At 49.0% G+C, this 20,180-nt stretch carries 17 protein-coding genes; 2 read left to right on the top strand and 15 right to left on the bottom strand.

The window, feature by feature from the left end; translation table 11 throughout:
• Positions 1 to 4 precede the first annotated feature (4 nt).
• The 4 genes from MKX68_RS17575 to MKX68_RS17560 form a co-directional block, all read right to left on the bottom strand.
• The gene (locus tag MKX68_RS17575) at positions 5 to 847 is read right to left on the bottom strand and encodes an STM4015 family protein (RefSeq protein WP_340913301.1); all 843 of its coding nucleotides are present in this window, start codon (positions 845 to 847) and stop codon (positions 5 to 7) included.
• A 349-nt stretch (positions 848 to 1,196) separates the two neighbouring features.
• On the bottom strand, positions 1,197 to 1,820 hold the full coding sequence (locus tag MKX68_RS17570) for an XTP/dITP diphosphatase (RefSeq protein ID WP_017692573.1): 624 nt from the start codon (positions 1,818 to 1,820) through the stop codon (positions 1,197 to 1,199).
• 1 nt (position 1,821) lies between these two features.
• Entirely contained in the window at positions 1,822 to 2,577 is a 756-nt protein-coding gene (rph, locus tag MKX68_RS17565; protein ID WP_017692572.1) for a ribonuclease PH, read from the bottom strand.
• 118 nt (positions 2,578 to 2,695) lie between these two features.
• Positions 2,696 to 3,751, bottom strand: a complete 1,056-nt coding sequence (locus tag MKX68_RS17560) for a GerMN domain-containing protein (RefSeq protein ID WP_340913299.1) — start codon at positions 3,749 to 3,751, stop codon at positions 2,696 to 2,698.
• A 188-nt stretch (positions 3,752 to 3,939) separates the two neighbouring features.
• Here MKX68_RS17560 and MKX68_RS17555 point away from each other — a divergent pair, with 188 nt between their 5' ends.
• Positions 3,940 to 4,506 carry a phosphatidylglycerophosphatase A family protein gene (locus MKX68_RS17555; RefSeq protein WP_091037633.1) on the top strand — a complete coding sequence of 189 codons (567 nt, stop codon included), beginning with the start codon at positions 3,940 to 3,942 and terminating at the stop codon, positions 4,504 to 4,506.
• A 161-nt stretch (positions 4,507 to 4,667) separates the two neighbouring features.
• Here MKX68_RS17555 and MKX68_RS17550 read toward each other — a convergent pair whose 3' ends face one another.
• The 5 genes from MKX68_RS17550 to MKX68_RS17530 form a co-directional block, all read right to left on the bottom strand.
• Positions 4,668 to 5,321: a ferric reductase-like transmembrane domain-containing protein gene (locus MKX68_RS17550; protein ID WP_340913295.1), complete on the bottom strand. Its 654-nt coding sequence runs from the start codon at positions 5,319 to 5,321 to the stop codon at positions 4,668 to 4,670.
• 36 nt (positions 5,322 to 5,357) lie between these two features.
• Positions 5,358 to 6,401: an FAD:protein FMN transferase gene (locus MKX68_RS17545; protein WP_338588386.1), complete on the bottom strand. Its 1,044-nt coding sequence runs from the start codon at positions 6,399 to 6,401 to the stop codon at positions 5,358 to 5,360.
• Positions 6,398 to 6,814, bottom strand: coding sequence for a hypothetical protein (locus MKX68_RS17540; RefSeq protein WP_338588387.1), 417 nt, complete (start codon positions 6,812 to 6,814; stop codon positions 6,398 to 6,400). Before MKX68_RS17540 ends, MKX68_RS17545 begins: the two co-directional genes overlap by 4 nt.
• A gap of 198 nt (positions 6,815 to 7,012) precedes the next feature.
• Entirely contained in the window at positions 7,013 to 7,996 is a 984-nt protein-coding gene (locus MKX68_RS17535; RefSeq protein ID WP_338588388.1) for an MBL fold metallo-hydrolase, read from the bottom strand.
• Positions 7,997 to 8,023: 27 nt separating this feature from the next.
• Positions 8,024 to 8,767: a class I SAM-dependent methyltransferase gene (locus tag MKX68_RS17530; protein ID WP_340913290.1), complete on the bottom strand. Its 744-nt coding sequence runs from the start codon at positions 8,765 to 8,767 to the stop codon at positions 8,024 to 8,026.
• A 232-nt stretch (positions 8,768 to 8,999) separates the two neighbouring features.
• Between MKX68_RS17530 and MKX68_RS17525 the strand changes: the two genes are divergently transcribed.
• On the top strand, positions 9,000 to 9,875 hold the full coding sequence (locus MKX68_RS17525) for a DUF72 domain-containing protein (RefSeq protein ID WP_340913289.1): 876 nt from the start codon (positions 9,000 to 9,002) through the stop codon (positions 9,873 to 9,875).
• Positions 9,876 to 10,066: 191 nt separating this feature from the next.
• On the opposite strand, the gene MKX68_RS17520 is transcribed toward MKX68_RS17525, so the two are convergent.
• The 6 genes from MKX68_RS17520 to MKX68_RS17495 form a co-directional block, all read right to left on the bottom strand.
• Positions 10,067 to 12,289 carry a glycoside hydrolase family 88/105 protein gene (locus MKX68_RS17520; protein ID WP_340913287.1) on the bottom strand — a complete coding sequence of 741 codons (2,223 nt, stop codon included), beginning with the start codon at positions 12,287 to 12,289 and terminating at the stop codon, positions 10,067 to 10,069.
• 12 nt (positions 12,290 to 12,301) lie between these two features.
• Entirely contained in the window at positions 12,302 to 13,123 is an 822-nt protein-coding gene (locus MKX68_RS17515) for a polysaccharide deacetylase family protein (protein ID WP_340913286.1), read from the bottom strand.
• A gap of 17 nt (positions 13,124 to 13,140) precedes the next feature.
• Positions 13,141 to 16,494 carry a glycosyl hydrolase gene (locus tag MKX68_RS17510; RefSeq protein ID WP_340913284.1) on the bottom strand — a complete coding sequence of 1,118 codons (3,354 nt, stop codon included), beginning with the start codon at positions 16,492 to 16,494 and terminating at the stop codon, positions 13,141 to 13,143.
• A gap of 238 nt (positions 16,495 to 16,732) precedes the next feature.
• Positions 16,733 to 18,238 carry an extracellular solute-binding protein gene (locus MKX68_RS17505; protein ID WP_340913282.1) on the bottom strand — a complete coding sequence of 502 codons (1,506 nt, stop codon included), beginning with the start codon at positions 18,236 to 18,238 and terminating at the stop codon, positions 16,733 to 16,735.
• A gap of 18 nt (positions 18,239 to 18,256) precedes the next feature.
• Positions 18,257 to 19,144 carry a carbohydrate ABC transporter permease gene (locus tag MKX68_RS17500; protein WP_017692544.1) on the bottom strand — a complete coding sequence of 296 codons (888 nt, stop codon included), beginning with the start codon at positions 19,142 to 19,144 and terminating at the stop codon, positions 18,257 to 18,259.
• Positions 19,145 to 19,156: 12 nt separating this feature from the next.
• Positions 19,157 to 20,143 carry an ABC transporter permease gene (locus MKX68_RS17495; protein ID WP_445671080.1) on the bottom strand — a complete coding sequence of 329 codons (987 nt, stop codon included), beginning with the start codon at positions 20,141 to 20,143 and terminating at the stop codon, positions 19,157 to 19,159.
• Positions 20,144 to 20,180: the final 37 nt, after the last annotated feature.

Raw genomic sequence — 20,180 nt, 5'->3', positions numbered from 1 at the left:
TCGACTATTCCGTTAACGATGGATAGCGCCAGTCATCCTCATCACTCTGTTGCTGGTCGTTAACATCTACAGATATACCTGATTGGTTCCAGCGACTGATCATTTCATTGGTCATGTAATGGTAACTTAGATCAAGATGTTTCAGTTTCTTGATCTTGTCACTGGCAAGCAACGCCTCAGCCCCTTCATCGGACAACGTTCCTTGCGATAAATCCAGTACTTCAAGTTGATCCAGAATAGGTGCTTCGGCTGCTGCTTTGGCAATCTCATCCTGAATTTCACTGTCTTTCAGACCCAAGTAAACCAACTTTGGAAATAATCCTTTTTCTAGCAAAGGGAGTACATCTTCAAGTGATCCATTGAAACCATAATTATCCACACCCAGGTACAGTTCCAGTTTACGCAATTCAGGCAACTTGGCATGGGTGATTGAAGATAACACTTCTTTCGGGAGACCGCCACAAATAATAATCAGTTCTTCAAGCTTGGCATGCTGGAGTGGTTCCAGACTGAGGCCGCTACTGCCCATGACAGAGAATGATTTTAATTCTGGAAAGGCACCTAACAGCGGTGTGAGATTCGTCTGGATAATCCATGATACTTCACATTCTTCGAATCCCATTTCTCCAATAAACAGTTTCTTCAATGACGGAAAGCTTGAAGCCGACTCGACGAGCGCACTCATGAACTCATCAGGTGAATTTTCATAAGCTTGTCCCCAATCTCCGATGACCAGACTTTCCAATGAGCTGGCCTCCGGTTTAGCCGCCAGTTCCTTTATTAATTTTTCCATACGAATGCCGTCCTCATAATCATCGTAAGACACAACAAGCTTCACTTCTTGCATGAGTAGATCCCTCCGTTTAAGGTTCATATGTGATTCGTTAGTTTGAATGTTAACCCATACCACACAAGGCTTGCAACTTCTTCCAACTCCAGTCCCAATGAGATTCCCAATCGTGCAATGTAAACCAATTTTAATGTAGGTACAAGAACATACGTTCTATTATATAGTCGCAGAAAATAGCACTCACCATTAGGTATATGGATGGACCTCAACAAACCCGATCAAATACTTCATTTCATACAAAAAGCGTTAATGGCGGATGAAGCATCCCATCGGAATGCTTCTGTCCTCCCATTAACGCTTTGATGTTCACATATCATGAAGTTAAATCAAGATGTTTCGTTTAGTCTCAGCCTTCAAGTCTGGATACGAGTGCTCTCAGCGCATGACCACGATGGCTAATCGCCTGCTTTTGCTCGAGCGTCAGCTCCGCCATCGTCATCTCGTATTCAGGTACATAGAAGAGTGGATCATATCCAAAACCGCCAGCACCTGCAGCTTGAGCCGTAATCCAGCCTTCCGCAGTGCCCTCCGATTCATACTTATCACCTGTTGTCGGATCGTACAGTACCAGCGCACAGACGAAACGAGCTGGACTTAGTAGCGGTTGCTCGGTGTCCTCACCGGATTTTAACGATTCCAGCGTCTCCAGCAACTTCGCATTGTTCTGTGCATCCGTTGCTCCTTCGCCCGCATATCTCGCTGAATATACTCCTGGCTCCCCGTCCAACAGATCTACGCAAAGTCCTGAATCGTCTGCCAGAACGGGCAAACCAAGTGCATCACCAACCGCCTTGGCTTTCTTCCAGGCATTCTCCGCAAACGTTACGCCATCTTCCACCACATCCGGCAGCTCCGGATAGTCAAACATACTCTTAACCTCTTTGCCAAGTGGTGCGAAAGCATGAGCGAATTCACGGACTTTACCCGCATTGCGGGTTGCAACAATGAGGATTGGGCTGTCCAAACTCATCTTAAGCTTCCCCTAATCCACGCGCGCCGATCTTGAGCGCAATCGGTCCAAGCACTTCTTTTTGACGCTCGATCATTTCCAGAATTCCCTGTTCGCCAAGTTCCAACATGGCGTTCAGTTCACGGCGATCAAATGGTGCTTCCTCACCTGTTCCCTGAAGCTCGACGTATTTACCGCCGCCTGTCATCACCAGGTTCATATCTACCTTGGCTTTGGAATCTTCATCATAGTTCAGATCCAGTACAGGCTGTTCACCCACAACACCCACACTTACTGCGGCAATGAAATCCGTAATCGGGAACACTTGCAGTTTGTGCTGTTGGGAAATCTTGTTCACAGCAAGCGCCAGCGCTACAAACGCTCCCGTAATGGACGTTGTGCGTGTGCCTCCGTCGGCTTGAATAACATCACAGTCCAGTGTAATCGTACGCTCACCAAGAGCCTGCAAATTGACCACCGAGCGCAGTGCCCGACCAATCAGACGCTGAATTTCCATGGTGCGTCCAGTTAATTTGCCGCGATTTGCTTCACGTTGGTTCCGAGTATGTGTTGCACGTGGCAACATGGAATATTCAGCTGTTACCCAGCCTTTACCCTGCCCTTTCATAAAGGGAGGAACACGTTCCTCCACTGTAGCTGTACAGATCACCTTTGTATCTCCAACTTCAATCAGTACAGAGCCCTCGGCGTATTTATTCGTGTTCACTGTTAAATTCAGCGGGCGCAGCTGTTCGCTGGTTCGTCCGTTTGATCTCATATTTTCTGCCTCCTACGACTTAAGCATTCTGTAATGTTGAGCTTGTTCACACTTTTACTAATCCCTTATATTTTACCAAAGAGTTCGGTTAAAAGCATCCTTAAGCATTCCTTGCTCATTAAATCGGAATTTCGTTGATATATTCAGGCTTGGAAACCGGCGCACTGTAATCCCTGTTGTCGTCACCCATGACCGTTTTTTGGCCGTTCCACTCGATCTGTACTTTGGCATCCTTGCTGGCTGTGTTCTCCGCAGTGGTTAACACAACAGACTGTAACAGCTCGCTTGGCACGATATCTCCTTCGGCAAACATATCATCTTTCAAGGCAACCGTGACCGTGCCATCCTCTGCCGTTTTGACCGATTGCAGCTCCGTTCCGCCTGTCATAACCTCTTCCAGTTCGCCGCCTTTGTCAGGTCCCTTGATCAGTTCGTTCAACGCTGCCTGCACCCGATCTTCACCAGGGGTAACGAGACGTGTAACTGGAACATAATATTGGATGCCTGCTGGTGAAACTGCTGAGAAATAGACCGTGACCGGGCTGCTGTTCGCCACAAACGCATCACCCAGATCCAGATTGATTCCCACAGCCCGATTCAGCGGTTCAGGCAACGGCGTGCTGTTCACCGGCATTTGTGTTAACTTTTTGCCATCCACCCAGATCTGCACATTCTCCACATCAGGCGTTCCCGTCAATGTCCACGTGACAGCTTCTAGCATTTTCCGTTCTTCCTTCGCATCATACTTGGCAAAATTACCCGAGAACTCCACGACCGCCAGCTTGTCATCCGCGTGAATCGTTACATTCTGCACAACTGTTCCCTGCGGGAGAACGCCCTGGAATCCTTCAGGCAGCATACCCGCATAAGCCCCGCCTGTGACAAGTGTATCCAGTGCTGTCTTTGGACTGCTGGCATCTGTTCCAGAAGGAAGTGTCAGGGATACCGGAGCGAGCAGCCCCTGCTGGTCTTGCAAATATACCGTCGTTAAAGGGAGCGTTGCGAGTGCTCCATTTCCTTCGGCTGCCTGAATCATGGCTGCTTCCTGAATGGGCGGTGGTGGATCAACAGCTTCGGAAGACTGTGCTCCAAACATGCCACAACCTGACAACACCATAGGAATGCTCAGCAGCGCAGCTGCCGATACCGTACGCAAAGATTGGATCTTTCTCATGATCACGTTCCCCCTCATCATTTTTACAGTTTGTACTACCATGTATACGAGCCTTTGTCCAAAAAATAACTAAAAGATAATCGCTTCGCTGAAAACTTATATATGATCTTAAAGAAACGTAAAACAGGTTAATAACGTATTAGGAAGCAAGAGTAGGGACATTGCTAACTTCAGAGGAGGAATCGCCCATGGAACATCCTGAGCAAGAAAAAATCCCTTACAGCCTAAATAGCCGCAAGGTGGCGGAGGCAACAAGGGAATGGCTGCATAAGCGGGGCGTCACGATCCCTGAGATCGCAGAACTGGTTATGTTATTGCAGAAAAAATATTATCCAGGTCTTACGATGGAAGAATGTATCGAAAATGTGGAGATGGTTCTCCGTAAACGTGAGGTACAGAACGCTGTTCTGACCGGGATTCAGCTTGATATTCTGGCAGAACAGGGGCAGCTCATATCTCCTTTGCAGGAGATGATTGAGAACGATGAAGGACTGTACGGCGTGGATGAGATTTTGGCATTCTCCATCGTCAATGTATATGGCAGCATTGGATTTACGAATTATGGTTATGTGGACAAGCTGAAACCAGGGGTGCTTGAACGACTGAATGACAAGAGCCTGGGGCCTGTCCATACGTTCTTCGATGATATTGTCGGTGCGATTGCATCGGCAGCGAGCAGTCGGATCGCCCATCGCAAACAATCCGAGCTTGAAGAAGCACTGGGAGAAAAACCTGTCAGTGATGACGCTGTATAATGCGTAACTCGTTTCATATCTGAAGTCATGTGGAACATTGGACATGTGTATGGATGCTTCGTGAAATAACTGTTTAATAAAATAACTGTTCATGGAAAAAGCGGCCTGATGGCCGCTTCTTTTGCATGTGTAACGATACATATTGGATAATCCACATGTTATTATTTCAGATGTTTAGGTCGTACCGTTCCCACCAAACCAAAACCTTCAACCCAATTCTGCTCGGAAGGTGAACCAGATATTTCCCGTTTCGGTCCAATCGTAATTTCCGGGCCTTTGCGTTCTCTCAACATGCCACGCAACACCGTGATACCGAGAATGCTGAGTCCGGTAAATACATACATCATCCGCATGATGATATTGCCAGAATCCGTTCCGGTAACCATGCCGTGAACCAGCAAACCAATGAACACCGGATAGGACAGGAGGTGGAACATGAACCACCATTTACGGCCCAGCTTGTTTCGCAGATCACTGGATAACAGGACAATCACTAATCCGTAGAAGGCTAACGTTCCCAGACCACTGCCAATCGGATGCACGGAGGCGGTAAAAGGAATCAGAAGTTCTCCCCAGGTAAATGGGCTGTAATGATCAATATATAACGTTAATGCGTGCACGAGTCCAAGTCCGAAGGCGAGCCAGGTCGTTCGCGTATGCCATTTGAACATGGCTGCTTTTGGTTTGCCTTTGGCCATAGGCATCCCTTGCGCAATGCCCAGAAACACTCCGGCAAAGAGCAGTACATAAGCAGCAATTCCACTAATTCGAATGATATTCCACGTCGGCAGGTAATCTACAATCCATTGTGCCATAACCGGCCCCCCCATATCTGTTAGACTTGTCCTCGTTTAGATCAGACTGAAGCGATGATCCGGATCAAACCCGGGCCAGTGCTCAGCAAGCGTATCCGTATTCCCTCTAAAATAAGTAATTCCATCCCGTGTCATCCACAGGACGTCATGCCGATCGTAATGTCGGTTTAACCAGCCCACCGCTTCAGCACTTCCCAAAATGCAGACCGTCTTGGCAATAATCTCGCATTGCGAAGCATGCTGTCCCAGAACGGTACACTGTAACACATCCGTATCCGCCGGTTCCATCGTCCGAGGGTCAATAAGATGGTGCGCAAGACTTCCATCCGTATTCTGCCATTGTCTGCGGGAAATACCCGAAGTGGCAACAGCTCCTCGCTGTAAACGGATCACTCCCGACACAGCACCCTGATTCTGCAAAGGATCTGCTACTTCCAAGGTCCACTGGGAATGGTCTGGTGAACCCCATACTTGAATATCTCCACCAGCGTTAATCAACCCCGCCGGAATATGCAACGTTCGCTGTAACCAGTCTGCGATGCGCTCCACTGCCCAGCCCTTAACAATGCCTCCCAGGTCCAACTCAGCTCCGGGGTCCAGATGAACCATTCGGCTACCTTCCCGCTGAATCCAACTCGGACGGCTGTGGTCATATCGATCTTCCAGCCAGCCTGATGATTCAGGTGTTCTCGTTCGCAATATGCGTTCAAGCAATGGACGTTGCGGTTGTCGTTGCTGCACCTTATCGAAACTTAGATCATATCCCGAAGCCTGAAGAGCCTGGGAGATACCCGGTTGAAAAATCCCTTCGGTCAGTCCAATATATCCATATGCCAAACTCAAAACTTCATCCATCGCAGCGGAGATGGGCATCCATCCGGTTGAAGCATTCAGACGATTTAGTTCACTGTCTGCCACAAATCGACTGAAGCGCTGCTCCTGCGTCTCAAACCAATTCTTCACCAAGGTTGCTGCATGTTCAGCTTCTTCCCGCCCAGCGGACAGTTGCACTTCAACATCCGTGTTCATCGCACGGAATTGAAATCGGAGCGGACGAGCAACTTGCTCTGTGCGGCTCATGATGCACCTGTGCGTGACTGATAGTTGCCACTGCTGTATCCGGAGTCTGTACCCTGGTTATTTTGTCCGAAACGCTGAGAATCTGAATAATTATCCTTGTTACTCGTGCTCTGATCTGGCCGAGCTGCTTGTGTGCTATCAGATGTTCCATTATATTGACTATCATTATTGTCATTGTCCTGCGTGTTCCAATTGTTGCTGTCCGTTGTACTGTTGATCCATTCATCCATCACATCATCATGCGTATCCACCTGGCTTGAAGCAGTAACACTTGTGTCTGTGCCATTCGCTGCTGCATAGGCCACATCAAAGGCATCCGAAGTTCTTACATATTGAAAGAGTGCAGCCACAGTCAACGTTGCTGCCGCTGAAGCTTGCCATTTTCTCCATTGATTCCGTTTTTTTCTGGTCATCGCTCTTCCCTGCTTTCTTTAGGGTGTGTCTCAAAACGCTCCCTAGCGAAGTTCATAGTTGTATGATAGTCGCGCTGGCTTAAAAATAGATGAATGAACCGTTAAGAGAGGCTAAAAAGGCCCAGAACAGGTGAATTTCCTGTCCCGAGCCTCTATACAAGATCACATTATCATTTCATATCGATATCATCATTCCGTTTAGATTTGAAAATAGAACGTGCCATCCGGTTGCTGCTCTTGCTTCACTACTCCGCGTCGAAGTAACTCCTGCAAATGGGCCAACGTCTCACTCATGGCAAATCGCAGTTGATGGGTACCCAGCCGATTGCCAAACATGTGCACACAGATGTCATAAGCATTCGCCGGTGACTCCTGAATTCGCTCCGTCATCTTCTGAAGACGTTCCTCGTGATGAGCCAGCAATTGAACTGTCCGTTCGTTGAACTGGGCAAAAGGATTCCGATGTCCCGGATACGCCTGCTTGACATTCAAAGCACCGAGACGTTGCAATCCTTCCATATAAGACAATAATGGCTGAGGGTCACTGCCAGGTTGCAGACTGATATTCGGTGAAATCTGTGGCAAAACTGCATCTCCGCACAGAATCTCCATGGACTCCGGCGCATAAAAGGATAAATGGCCTGGGGCATGTCCACCCGTCTCCACAGCAATCCAACGTTTCCCGCCCATATCGAGCCACTCGCCATCTTCAACAGGTGTGATATTCGGAAGTGGCGTAATCTGCGAAGTAAATACCTTCATATGTTCATGTATCTGCTCAGTCTTGTCTTCTGGCATACCATGACAACCATAATAATCAGGTAATATTGTATTAATACGTGAATCAGGTCCCCACATATAATCAGCCTCTTGACGGGAGCGTGTCGACATTCGAACGGGTGCGCCCGTCATCTGTTGCATCCAACCCGACAACCCAAGATGATCGGGGTGATGGTGGGTCAGTACAATTTGACGAATATCGCTAAAGGTCAGGCCGAGATCTGCCAGCGCTTCAACCCACTCCTGTTCTGTTTCCGAATTACGCGGTCCCGGATCTATAATCGTTATCGTTCCATCCGGTTCTGATAACACATAACTGTTCACCCATCGCAAGGGAAACGACATGCTGATCTTGACCCGGTGTATGCCCTCTGTCATGGACATCTCTTCTGTGCGCTTCATGTTATCCCCCTTCCAGACTGTCTCTGTTCACTCCACAGGACGACGACCCACAAAAATCATGCGTGGAGAAGTCTGCTCGTCATATTTCTCTTCGTCATAGCCGCCATGTACCTGATCTACCCGGAGTCCGGCGGCACTTAACATCTGACTCAGTTGATCCCGTGTGTACAACTTCACACGCTCCTGATATACCCGCGGTTCATGTCCGGATGCGGTGTCCGTAATACGAATTTCCTTTTGCACAAATCCATCCTCAATCTTGCGGAACTCCTCAATTCGCTGCCCTTCATCCTCTCGGACGGAGTGCGGCACCAGATGACGAGTCACATAAGCCGTATTCATAAAATCAATAATATAGCTGCCACCCGGGCGAAGCATCCGATGAATGGCACGTAATACTTTCAGTTGTTCTCCGTCCTCCAGGAAATAACCAAACGATGTGAACAGATTGACTACGGCATCAAAGCCGCCTTTCAGCGGGAGTTCACGCATGTCTGCGTGACACCAAGATACTCGGTGTTCAGTGTCCATTAGGCGTGCTTCGCGCAAAAGCACATCGGACAGATCAACTCCGGTCACTCGTAAACCTGCGTCAGCAAGTGCCATGGAGTGCCGTCCCATACCGCAGCATAGATCCAATACTTCAGCATTGGGCTCAAGCTTCAACCAATTGATCATTTTATGTACTTCCTGATGGGCACCCTGCACATCCCGGTGCTTGTATACGAGAAGGTAATCTTCTCCAAAACTCTTTTCATACCATTCCGTCATCCATTCTCGCCCTCCACTTGGTCACTGGTTCTCTATCTATAGTACGCTTTGTACAGGCCTGATCATTTCCCCTAGCTTTAATGTATTGTAACGTCTTTATTCTGCAAACTCAAAAAATCCCAGTAAGTTTCCAACATTGAAGAGCCAAAATGCAAACGATATAATGTTAGACATACGCCAGTAAATCGGTTAATTATAAGAAGTTGTTCAAAAAGCAACAGGAGGTGTTCTTATGATTCGCATCGGACTTACCGGATGGGGGGATCAGGAAGATCTCTATCCAAACCGTACCAAAGCCAAAGACAAGCTCGGTCTATACGGACAATACTTCTCCACCGTGGAGGTGGATAGTTCCTTCTACGCGGTTCAGCCGCGGGATCGAATGGCACGATGGGCTGCAGAGACGCCCGAATCCTTTGCTTTTATCATCAAAGCCTATCAGGGAATGACCGGACATCTACGGGGCAAGCCCTACTTCACCAGCACGTCAGAGATGTATAAGGCTTTTCGAGAATCACTAGAGCCCGTCATTGAAGCTGGCAAGATGCAGGCAGCCTTGTTTCAATATCCACCTTGGTTTGAGTGCAATAAAGACAACGTGAAAGAGCTTCGTGAAGTGAAACTGAGAATGGAGGGTATTCCGTGTGCCCTCGAATTCCGTCATCGTAGCTGGTATGAAGGTGACATGCGAGAGCGCACACTTGCGTTCCTGAAAGAACAAGGCTGGATTCACAGCGTCTGTGACGAACCTCAGGCGGGTCCAGGTTCCATTCCCATCGTTCCACAGGCGACGGATTCGGAGATGACACTGGTTCGCATGCACGGACGCAACGTGTCCGGCTGGCATCAGAATGGTGCGCCCAATTGGCGCGAGACCCGTTACCTGTACCGTTACAACAAGGAAGAATTGTTGGAATGGAAAGGATATCTGGAGCAATTGCAGGAGCAGAGCAAGGATGTCTATGTTATTTTTAATAACAACTCCGGAGGCGATGCAGCGGCGAATGCCCAGATGATGATGGACCTGCTGGACCTGCCAGTGAAGCCTTTTCCTGACCGTACTGAACCGGAGAAGGAAGAAGGACCGGAGCAACTAGAGCTATTTTAATGCGTGCAAAAAACGGAGTTATTCATATTATTGGGTGAAGGTAAGTGTATTTATATATTGCTATTATGCAGATCAGATTCGGGATTGGAAACAAACTAAAAGCGGCAAGCCTGAGGGCATTGCCGCTTTCTTTAGCTGGTAATCTACCTATAGAAGGCTATCCACATACATCCGTTCCGTTGCGTCAAACATCAGCGCTGCGCGGCTGTAACCGAAGAATTGATAGACACCTTGCGTAGCTTCTGGTTCATTTTATGAGCCTCAATGCCAGCCAAGAGCACAATGCCGATCCCATGGGTATCATTCAGATTCCATCCCAGATCATCGCGATAATACAAGGCGGTAAACGAGTATCCGGAACCGCGGCATACCCCGTATATATTGCCTTTATAGTCAATCGACAAACGCGTCATGCCTTCCCATCCTTTACGCACTGCCTCCAGATAGGGCTCTGGCTGTTCCAGCCAGCCTTCCTGAATACCACGGGCATAAGCGTAGATGAACATGGACGTGCAGGAGGTTTCTTCATACGAATCCGGGCGGTTCAGCACCTGATGCCATAGTCCATTTTCCCCTTGTAGCGCCAAATAACCTTGACTTAAATCACGGTAGAAACGTAGCAGTTCCGGTCGTTTCACATGATCATGTGGCAGGATAGATAACAATTCGGTTAAGGAGAAGAGCACCCAGCCGTTCCCTCGTCCCCATGGAATACCTGTCGCCCGACCACGCACAAAATCATACACATGGGACATGATCTGTTGATCGGGAAGGTAGAGGTATTTACGGAACATCAGGAACTGATTAACCGCATCATCCCAATACGCCCTATCTCCTGTCAACTGACCATAACGCATCAGAAAAGGTGTACTCATATACAAGTCATCACACCACATCGTCTCCTGACGCATCTCCCCACTGCCTCGTACCCGGTAAAAGGCGCCATCCTCCAGACGTTCCTGCTCATCCGTAATGTAGCCCGCAATTCGATCCGCGGTATCTCTTCCCCCATGAATATCACCGAATTCCATCGCAGCAAGCAACGTAGATCCAAACGAACCGCAATCATCCAGACTGTCGATGGCAGACAGCTGATTATTAATCCCTGCCGCACCGTACCCTTCCCGATCCCACAGACCATAGCGATCAAATGAAGTACTCAGTTCAATATGTTGCCGCACATACTGAATGTAATCATCCCGTCCCAATTCCTGTCCCGTCTGGAGAAGTCCAAGCAGGGTAACGCCGAGCGGATAATTCCACTTTCCGTAATGTGTATTTTCCAGGTAAGGACGAACATGGGTGTCGGGAAGATCTACCCGCCAATACACACCTTGTGCGCCATCATCAAAAACGGTATCGGTTCGCACGATCTCGGCGTGGGATGGTTCAGCACCGGGAGCAAACACACCTGTGTACAGCCAGGGGTCAGAGCATCCTGCCACCGGATGAGGAGGTTTCAATCTCCAGCCTGTGGAACCCGAACGCTCGGCATCTTCCAACGTGAATCCCCATGAGCCGCCGACTTCCTGAATTTCACCTTTCGCGACCAGATCAGATGAACCGTAACGGCGAGGAAGTTCAACGCGGAAATTACCGCTGCTTCCAGCAGAGTATACTTCCGTGCCATCCACATACAGAGTCAAGGCTCCATCATGACATCCTTGTAAAATAACTGGCTTTGGTTCTGGCAAGGTTACGTCTAGTTTGGACCATGCGTAAGCAACAGCTAGTTGTTCCGTCCCAAAGATGCGGGCAAAAGAACCCATACTCTGCTCCTCATCTGTCCACTCCTTGCGTGGATACCAGGTAAGGCCCGTCTCTTCTTCCGTCATCCCGTCACGAGGAAGAGATAATACAGGTTCATCGACGGGTTCCGAATATAACCAGCCCTCCTGTCCCTGACGATCTGCCCCAGGAGTGAGGAAGTGGAGCGGGAAATTTTTGAATGAAGCTGTTCCGTAGATACCGCCGAATCCTACTTCTGTTTTGACAAAACACAGCAACACATCATTCCAGCCATAGTGAACGGAAATCGGAATCTGGGTTCTTCGCTCGGGAAATAACTCCTGCAACAACTCGGACTTAAACACCTCTTCACCATTCACATAGATCGTCACCGGACTATAACAGTTCAGACCCGTATTTAACGTTGTATTTTGCTCGCTCCATAACTTGCCCCATACATACACGTACTGCCCTGCACGCACCTCTGCGCATTTCTCATTCAGATTCAAGTCGTAGCGATAGTCCCCTAACCTGCGGAAACCTCCCTGATGATACGCTCTGAACAAAAAGGAATTTTTCGGATTATCACCAATATAACGCTGAGCCACCGTAGTCAATATATCCGGAATTGAATCGTACACCCTGCCTGCAATCGCCTCGTTCTCATGGAAATAACGAATGATCATCAGCTCCCTTCCTTATACCTTGATTCGTTCGCTTAGCCGCAATGTCTCTCCGCCCTGCACTTCAACAACCTGCTGATCTGCCGTGAACCATACCGGGATGGCAGACGGATTATGGATGATGGTTCGATCGGCCGAACACTCCAATCGTTGTACGGCTTTCCAATAGGCGATCACTTCGATGTTCGTGGCGTACCAGATGTCGTTCCTGCCGCCAATCTGCTCACCGAACTGTTCCATGATCTCCCAGTTGTCGTTGTCATTGAACTCATAGCTGTGACCCCAGACGTAGAGCAATAGTGGCGTACCTGTTTTGGAATGTTGGATAAAACGTTCGGCATGCCCCGCCAGATCATGATTATGATGACAGGTCGGATGCCATTCAAGCGGCCGATCGGGCAACGTGTATCTGCCATGTGATTCAACGGTACGGGCATAATCAATGCCAAGCCACTCCAGCTTTGTACTTAACGCACGGTCATACCCTCCGTTGGGATAAGCCATGCCTCGTACCGGATAACCGACGAGCTGCTCCAATGCTTTTCGATCTTCCATAATCTCTTCGGTCAATAGTTCATTCGGAACATAAGGCAGCGTAGGGTGAGTAACCGTGTGAACGGCTACTTCATGCCCCGTATACAGTTCAGCGACTTCCCCAGCCTCAATGCGGCCTGGATTACCCAGCGTACCGGAGTTCAGATTAAAGGTTCCCCGCAGGCCATACCGATTACAGATCTCCACCAGTCTGCGATCATGCACCACTCCATCGTCATAACTGAGCGTTAACGCTTTCATCAGGCCGCCTGGATAGCGGTCAAACTGAATCCGATGTCCCATCCCTTACTTCCACTCCTTTATCCCAATTCTTCAACAGGTACATGACCTGCCTCCTGTAATCGATGATGTTCCGAATCAAAATACGTACCTTCCAGCAGGCCAATCAATGTGTTGGTTATCCGCACTTCAATGTCGTTATCCCCTGGACGAAGCCAGGAGGCTTCTCCCTTCCAGCGATACGGAGACCAGCATCGCACACCAAGACTATGTCCGTTCACCCTCACTTCCGTCACATCCTGCACCCGCCAATCGCTAAATTCCAGTTCAAACGTGGTCATATCTTCCCCTGGCTCATCCAGCCAGAACGTGCGTTTATAACTCATTTCCCCGGCAAAATGGGGATACAGCGGCTGCGGTTCAGGTCCGATGCGAAGGGCCGTATCCGACTCCCGTACAAGCGAAGCCATGCCTTCATGATGGAACTCCACGCCGAATCTACCTTGTAGATACAAGGGATCAACGATACCATCCTCATCTTTCGTTACCTGCACAATCACCGTCATTTCGTTGAGACCGCTGTGCAGCAGCGCCGTAATATCACAAGCGATGTTATTGTGGTCGGTTATTTCGATTGGATCGAATTGTTCCTTTTCAAGCAGATGCCCATTAATCTCCATCGACCAATTGCCCGAAATCGCCGCTCTGTCCATGAATAAAAGGCATGCAGGCAATGCCGTTCTTAGCTCAAATGTGGTCGTATATCGGCACTCGATCGGGTAAGCAACGGATGCCTTTTTCGGTGTGCCAAATACCTGATTAAACTGGACTGGCAGATGCTGCTGCTCCGATAATTCTGCCGCCTGATCAATAAACGGTTTCACAGTTACATGCTGACTCTCCAGAATCACACCATTAGCATTGGAAGCCTGAAGATGGAATTGTCCCATTCGCAAAATGTTAGATTGCACCGTTTCGAGTCGCCATGGCCCTTCCGAAGGAACTCTGATCTTACAGGCTTGATTTGCTCCTACCGAAACATCCGCTCCGAACGTCGATCCTGTTTTGTCTGCAACATCCACCTTCGTTGTTAATTCCTCTTCCTTCACAGGTTGTAAAGTAAGACGAACAGCATGCGCTTCATAAGGCGCCAGCGTTAGTGAAATACAACATTCCCCGCCACTGCTCGTATACGGCAGTGCCTGAAGCTGTCCTGTCTCCAGATCGAGTCGTTCTGCCACGAGACAAGTGTTCTCTGCCAGCTCCGTTCCATCCCACAGCTGTCTGGCGACCAGCTTCAATTGACCCTTCAGGTCCTGACCCTCCTGATTGGTCAAAAAAACCATGTGCTCTCCAGCCGACAATTGACGGGTATGCATCAGCAGAGATGCACTTTCCTCCTCCATGATCCAACAGATGGGTTCGGGCAATACCTGATCGAGCAGGAGAGAGATCAGCTCCAGTGAAAAGTCATCTCCTTGGCCCGTTCCTGCGGGTAGAAAATAGGCATTCCCCTCACCCTGATGCCACATGGTTTCACGGTTATCGTGATCCGTTGTCACGTTACGGCCCCAGTACACCTCTTGCGGCTGCTCGCCTGCGCCAAAGAACTCGGCAGCTTCATATCCCTCTGGACTTCCCGGCTGAATCGCAATATGTGGAGGCATCCCAACAGAGATGACAGTTCCTCCCTGCCGAACAAATCGCTTCACCTGTTCCCAGGCCGCGGCCTCCAGATTCAGCATCGGTGGCAGAATCAGTACGTCATAACGGGCAACGCCGATCCGAATGATGCCATCCGTTAAGTCAGCTTCAGCCAACAATTCGGGATCAAGGTGATCATAGTCACGTCTGTTTTCGAGCAGATGGGTAGTAATCCGCATCCAGTCCTTCGTCAGGCGCTCCAGTTGCGCCCGTTCTAATTTATCCTCGCCGCTATACTCAAATCCATGCAGCGGATTCCCCATCAGACTCCAGAATGTCGTCGTTGGGTCAAGCACGGCAATACGAATATCTGCTGCTCCGGTGCTCATGAGATAGCTCAAACGTCCGGTATAATCCCCCAACTGCCGGAAATGCTTCCAGTAGGGATTCTGTAAAAATTGAGATGGCGGTGCATCATGCTTTGCCAGCCCACCAATCGTATAGAAAAAGGCGTGAAAGTTATAAAAATTGGTACCCATGGCGGCCATGCGATCAATCATCCACTTGGCATCCTGTAGCGTCATCGACCAGCCTACACTGTGAAAACATTCAATCAGATTGCGGCTTCGGCCCAATTGCCGGGCAAGCGAACTGACCATCTTAGGATTGTCACGCATCTTTTGGCCGTATCGTTCCAGAATCCACGATAAGGATCGTCCGATTTTCTCATGTGCCGAATCACCACCTGGCATATGGCTGAATAACTGGGTGGTCATCCGTACACCAGGTACCTCAGCTGCGTACTGGATTCCTGCTTCCTCACACCAGTCATGCACCTGTTTGTGATAGGACTCCCGGAGAAGCAGATGCAGTGACTGGTAATAGTCATACCGAATCCGATGCGCGTCCGGAACATCGCCATATATCAGGGCCGGTAGCGAATCGATCAGACTGTAACCACAACGCTCGCTGAAATAACGGGGAAGCTGTTGGGACCAGGGGATACGGCCCAGCGGTGCAATCTCATCCGAGAACATACCTTTGATCACGCTTTCAAATTGATCTCCAACCGCTGACTTATAACGCTCATGTGTCAGTTCAATAAAACGACTCATCGCTTCCTTGTGGCAAGGATCAACAAAGTTGCCGTAATATTTGAAATCATCGATCTCTTTTTCCTGAAATATAATCAACTCCCAATCACCCGGGGGAACATCCCACAACAAGCGGAACGCTGTTCGGTAGGTGAAGAACCGCTTGCGGTTATACGATGTGAGTCCGGTCTCCTGATAGACCTGATCAGTCTGGATATTGCCGATTTTATTTCGCAAGTCAATGGATTCAGGCCACAGACGCTTGCCCTGCGCATCCTTGGGAATCGCCTTGGCAACCAAGACTCGTCCCCACGGCAACTCCAGATCCACAGCTTCTCCGCCCTGAACCACCAACTGATGATGCACGAGCTGACGCTGCTTCGCTTCAGGGAAATCAAGGGTCACTTCCCCGCCAGCCATTCCACTCGGATAGGGATACTCGTCATATAACCATACCTGCATGCCATGATCGGCAGCTGCCTGCACTGCAATCCGCACCTTATCGAACCATGCTTCAGAGAGATAGGGAATCTGTAGACCCTGACGCGGACAGATGAAGAATCCGCCTACACCTTGCGCGGCCATCTCAGCCACCTGCCGCTTAATCTGCTCTTCTTCCATATCCCCATTCCAGAACCAAAAGGGATGGACCCTGTACTGCGCCTCGGGATTTTCAAAAGCATCCCCGTTCCACACGTTGCCTTCCTCCCTGCATGTTCAAGAGTGTATGGTAACCAGCTTTACCAATAACGTTCATTTCAGTTCAAATAGGTTTTTTTGATTTGATTATACATCAAAAACCATATTCAGGAAGTCATAATTTCCAGAAAGTTGGATGAAATTTGGTTCATGGATCAAGCCATCACAGCGATAAGAAAAGCCCGGCTGTTTCCGCTACACTGAAAGCACAGCTACCGGGCTCTGGCTTATACGACTACTTCAGTGCAGCGTACAGTTCATTAACTTCTTTCACATAATCATCTCCGCCGTTGTTCTTCCACAGAGCAACAGCATCTTCGAATCCTTTCTCATCAATCTGACCTACGATATATTTGATCCGCGCATCGTTAATGATATTGTCCAGCTGCGGTCCTTTCTGAGCGTAAACATCAGAGATCAGCGGTTCACCAGGATTGGCAATGACAATCTCTTCGTTGGCTTTCTGCACCTGTGCAACCTTTTCACGGACAGGTGTCTGTTGTACACGAAGCGTTCTGTCTTCTGGCACAAACATCAAAATCTGATTTAAGCCTTGCAGGTCGCGGAGCGCAAGCTTGTCAGTGCTCGGTATGATGTAGTCTTCTTTTTTCTCGTATTGCTTGCCTTCCAGTCCGTTGTACAACAATGCCTGCAATTCCGGTTCATTCAGCTGATCCAGAAAGCTCAGTACCTTCTTCAGGTCTTCTTTCGTTTTGACACTGCTTTTGGAGATCGCAATCAGGCCGGAGTAGCCAGACGTTGGCATATCACGTAATCCCTTTGGACCTTCCATCGCTTGCAGCACGTCCACACGTCCTGTCGCATTCGGGTCTTTATCGAGTATTTTCTGATCCATGCGCTGTGCATTATCTGCTACATCCACCATGACACCGGCTTGCCCATTCACAAATGGATCAGGCAGTTTCGTTGCATCCATCACGGCAAAGTCCTTGTTGACCAGACCCTCACTATAGATTTGCCGGAAAAATTTTAGGGCTTCCATGTATTCTGGTGTCTCATGCGCCGGGATCAGACCTCCACTGCCATCATCTCCCCATTTGTTGGGCGCACCAAACCATACCTGCATGTTATCCCACGGCCCCGTGAATTTGCTGGCAACCAGACCGTACGTATCATCCTTGCCGTTACCGTCTGGATCATCCTTCGTGAACGCTTTCAACACATTGTAAAATTCATCAATCGTCTTTGGCTCTTCCAGCCCCAGATTTTCAAGCCAATCTTTGCGGATTGTGACCCCATTACGTCCCAGGGCGCGCGCCCGGTATATGCCATAGGTTTTGCCATCGATTGACGCATTATTGGTGATGATTTCATTCATTTGACTCAGATTCGGATAATCTTTCAGATAAGGACCCAGCTCCCAGAAAGCCCCGGTTCGGGCCGCATTAATGAAACTTGGGGACTTCCCTAACACCACCATAATCTGAGGAAGCTTTCCCGAGGCCAGTGTGATGTTGAATTTGTCTTCGTACGAGCTGCTCGGCACCCACTGCAAGTTCACATCCACCTTGGTCAATTCCTCAAGCTTCTGGATGACCGGGCTGTTCTCCGGCGGATTCTCCGCTTCGAAGTTCGGAAGCATAATGGTAATTTCGTCGGTGCCACCCGCAGCGGTTCCTGAACCTGCTTTGTCCGTGGAGCATGCTCCCAGAATTGTACTTAGTACCAGTGACGCAGAGAGTAACAGTGCACCTTTTTTGAATCCCGTTTTTTGTCCCATACGTTCTCCCCCTTGGCTTTAACCTTTAATTGAACCTAACATGACACCTTTGGCAAAATGCTTCTGCAAAAACGGATACACCAGCAAAATCGGAATGGTACCTACAACGATCACTGCCATTTTGATCGACTGCTCTGGTGGCTGTACAAAATTGGGGTCCATGTTTGCCATATCTCCGACACTGGCTTGCGAGAGTAACACGATCTGTCTCAGCATGACTTGCAGAGGCCATTTGTCACTATCGGAAATGTACAGGAGTGCCGAGAAAAAGTTGTTCCAGTGGCCTACGGCGTAGAACAAAGCAAACGTGGCAATGACCGGTTTCGATAAAGGCAGAACAATTCGCCACAGCACGCCGAGATCCGAACAGCCGTCGATGCGGGCCGCTTCCTCCAGCCCGGGCGGCATTTGCTGAAAAAAGTTTTTGACAACGATTAAGTTAAAAGCGCTGATCGCGCCAGGAAGCATAAGGGCCCAGTAAGAATCGAGCAGTCCCAGTCCACGAATGACGAGATACGTTGGAATCATGCCACCACCGAATAACATCGAGAAAATCACCATGTTCATCATGACGTTACGGCCCCAGAAGTCACTTCTGGATAGTGGATAAGCCATCGTTAGTGTGAAGAATAGATTGACCAGTGTGCCTGCCACCGTGATGAAAATGGAAACACCAATGCTGCGAAAAATCGTGGACGAAGAAAAGATATACTCATACGCGCTGAAGGAAAACACCTTCGGGATGAGGAAAAAACTGCGTTCGGTGATCTCGGCTTCCGTTGCGAAAGAATTCCCTATAATATACAGGAAAGGAAGGACGGTTAATATGCCCAGAATCCCCAGCATGACGTAATTGAAAATATCAAATACCTTGCCGGCAGGGCTGTTGTATAGACGGCTGTTCATGGGCGCTCCTCCTTAATAAATTCCGGGGTGACCGAATTTTTTCGCAAGTTTATTACTGCCAAGCACCAGAATGATCCCCACCACTGACTTGAATAGTCCAACAGCGGTACTGTAACTGAATGCACCTTGCGTAATCCCCACCGTGTACACATACGTATCAAATACGTCAGCGACATCCCGGTTGAGGGAGTTGGTCATCAGATAGATCTGCTCAAATCCGGTATCCAGAAAATTCCCCAGTCTGAGAATGAGCAAAATGACTATGGTCGTACGAATCGCGGGAAGCGTAATATGCCACATCCGCCGTAATCGTCCTGCGCCATCCACGATGGAGGCTTCATATTGTTCCGTATCTACACCTGCAAGGGCCGCCAGGAAGATGATCGTGCCCCATCCCATCTCCTTCCACATCATCTGAACAATAATGAGCGGACGGAACGAACCTGGACTGGAGAGCACATCAATGGGCTTGCCTGTAATCCAGGCGATCAGGTCATATAACACTCCGCCTTGCGGGGTCAGAAACACGTACGTGATACTTGCGATAATAACCATCGATACAAAATGGGGTACATAGACCAGCGTTTGAATCGTTCTTTTGAAGAAAGCGACCCGAATTTCATTTAATAACAAGGCGATAATGATCGGTGCCGGGAAAAAGAAGATAAGATCATACAGGGCAAGAACCAGCGTATTGCGTAATAGTCGGAAGAAGTCCGGGTTGGAGAAAAAGTTCGTAAAGTTCTCTAACCCCACCCAGTTACTCTCCCGGATGCCCAGGAAAGGCTGGTAGTCCTGAAAGGCAATGATGATCCCCCACATGGGCAAGTATTTAAAGATGACAAAGTACAAAAAGCCGGGAAGCACAAGCACATATAACCATTTGTTTCGTTTAATCTGTCTTTTCCAGTTAGACTCTCGTCTCATGGGCCTTGTGGCCCTATCCGCTTGGGTGGTTGCAGTGCCGTTGGTATTCCACTCCGTCTTCCCGTTCATCATGTCTCCCCTCCTTCAATCATGTAAGCGTTATCAATTA

The organism is Paenibacillus sp. FSL M8-0212, from assembly GCF_038004645.1.
GTDB lineage: Bacteria > Bacillota > Bacilli > Paenibacillales > Paenibacillaceae > Paenibacillus.
This window is presented reverse-complemented; position numbering and strand designations above follow the sequence as displayed.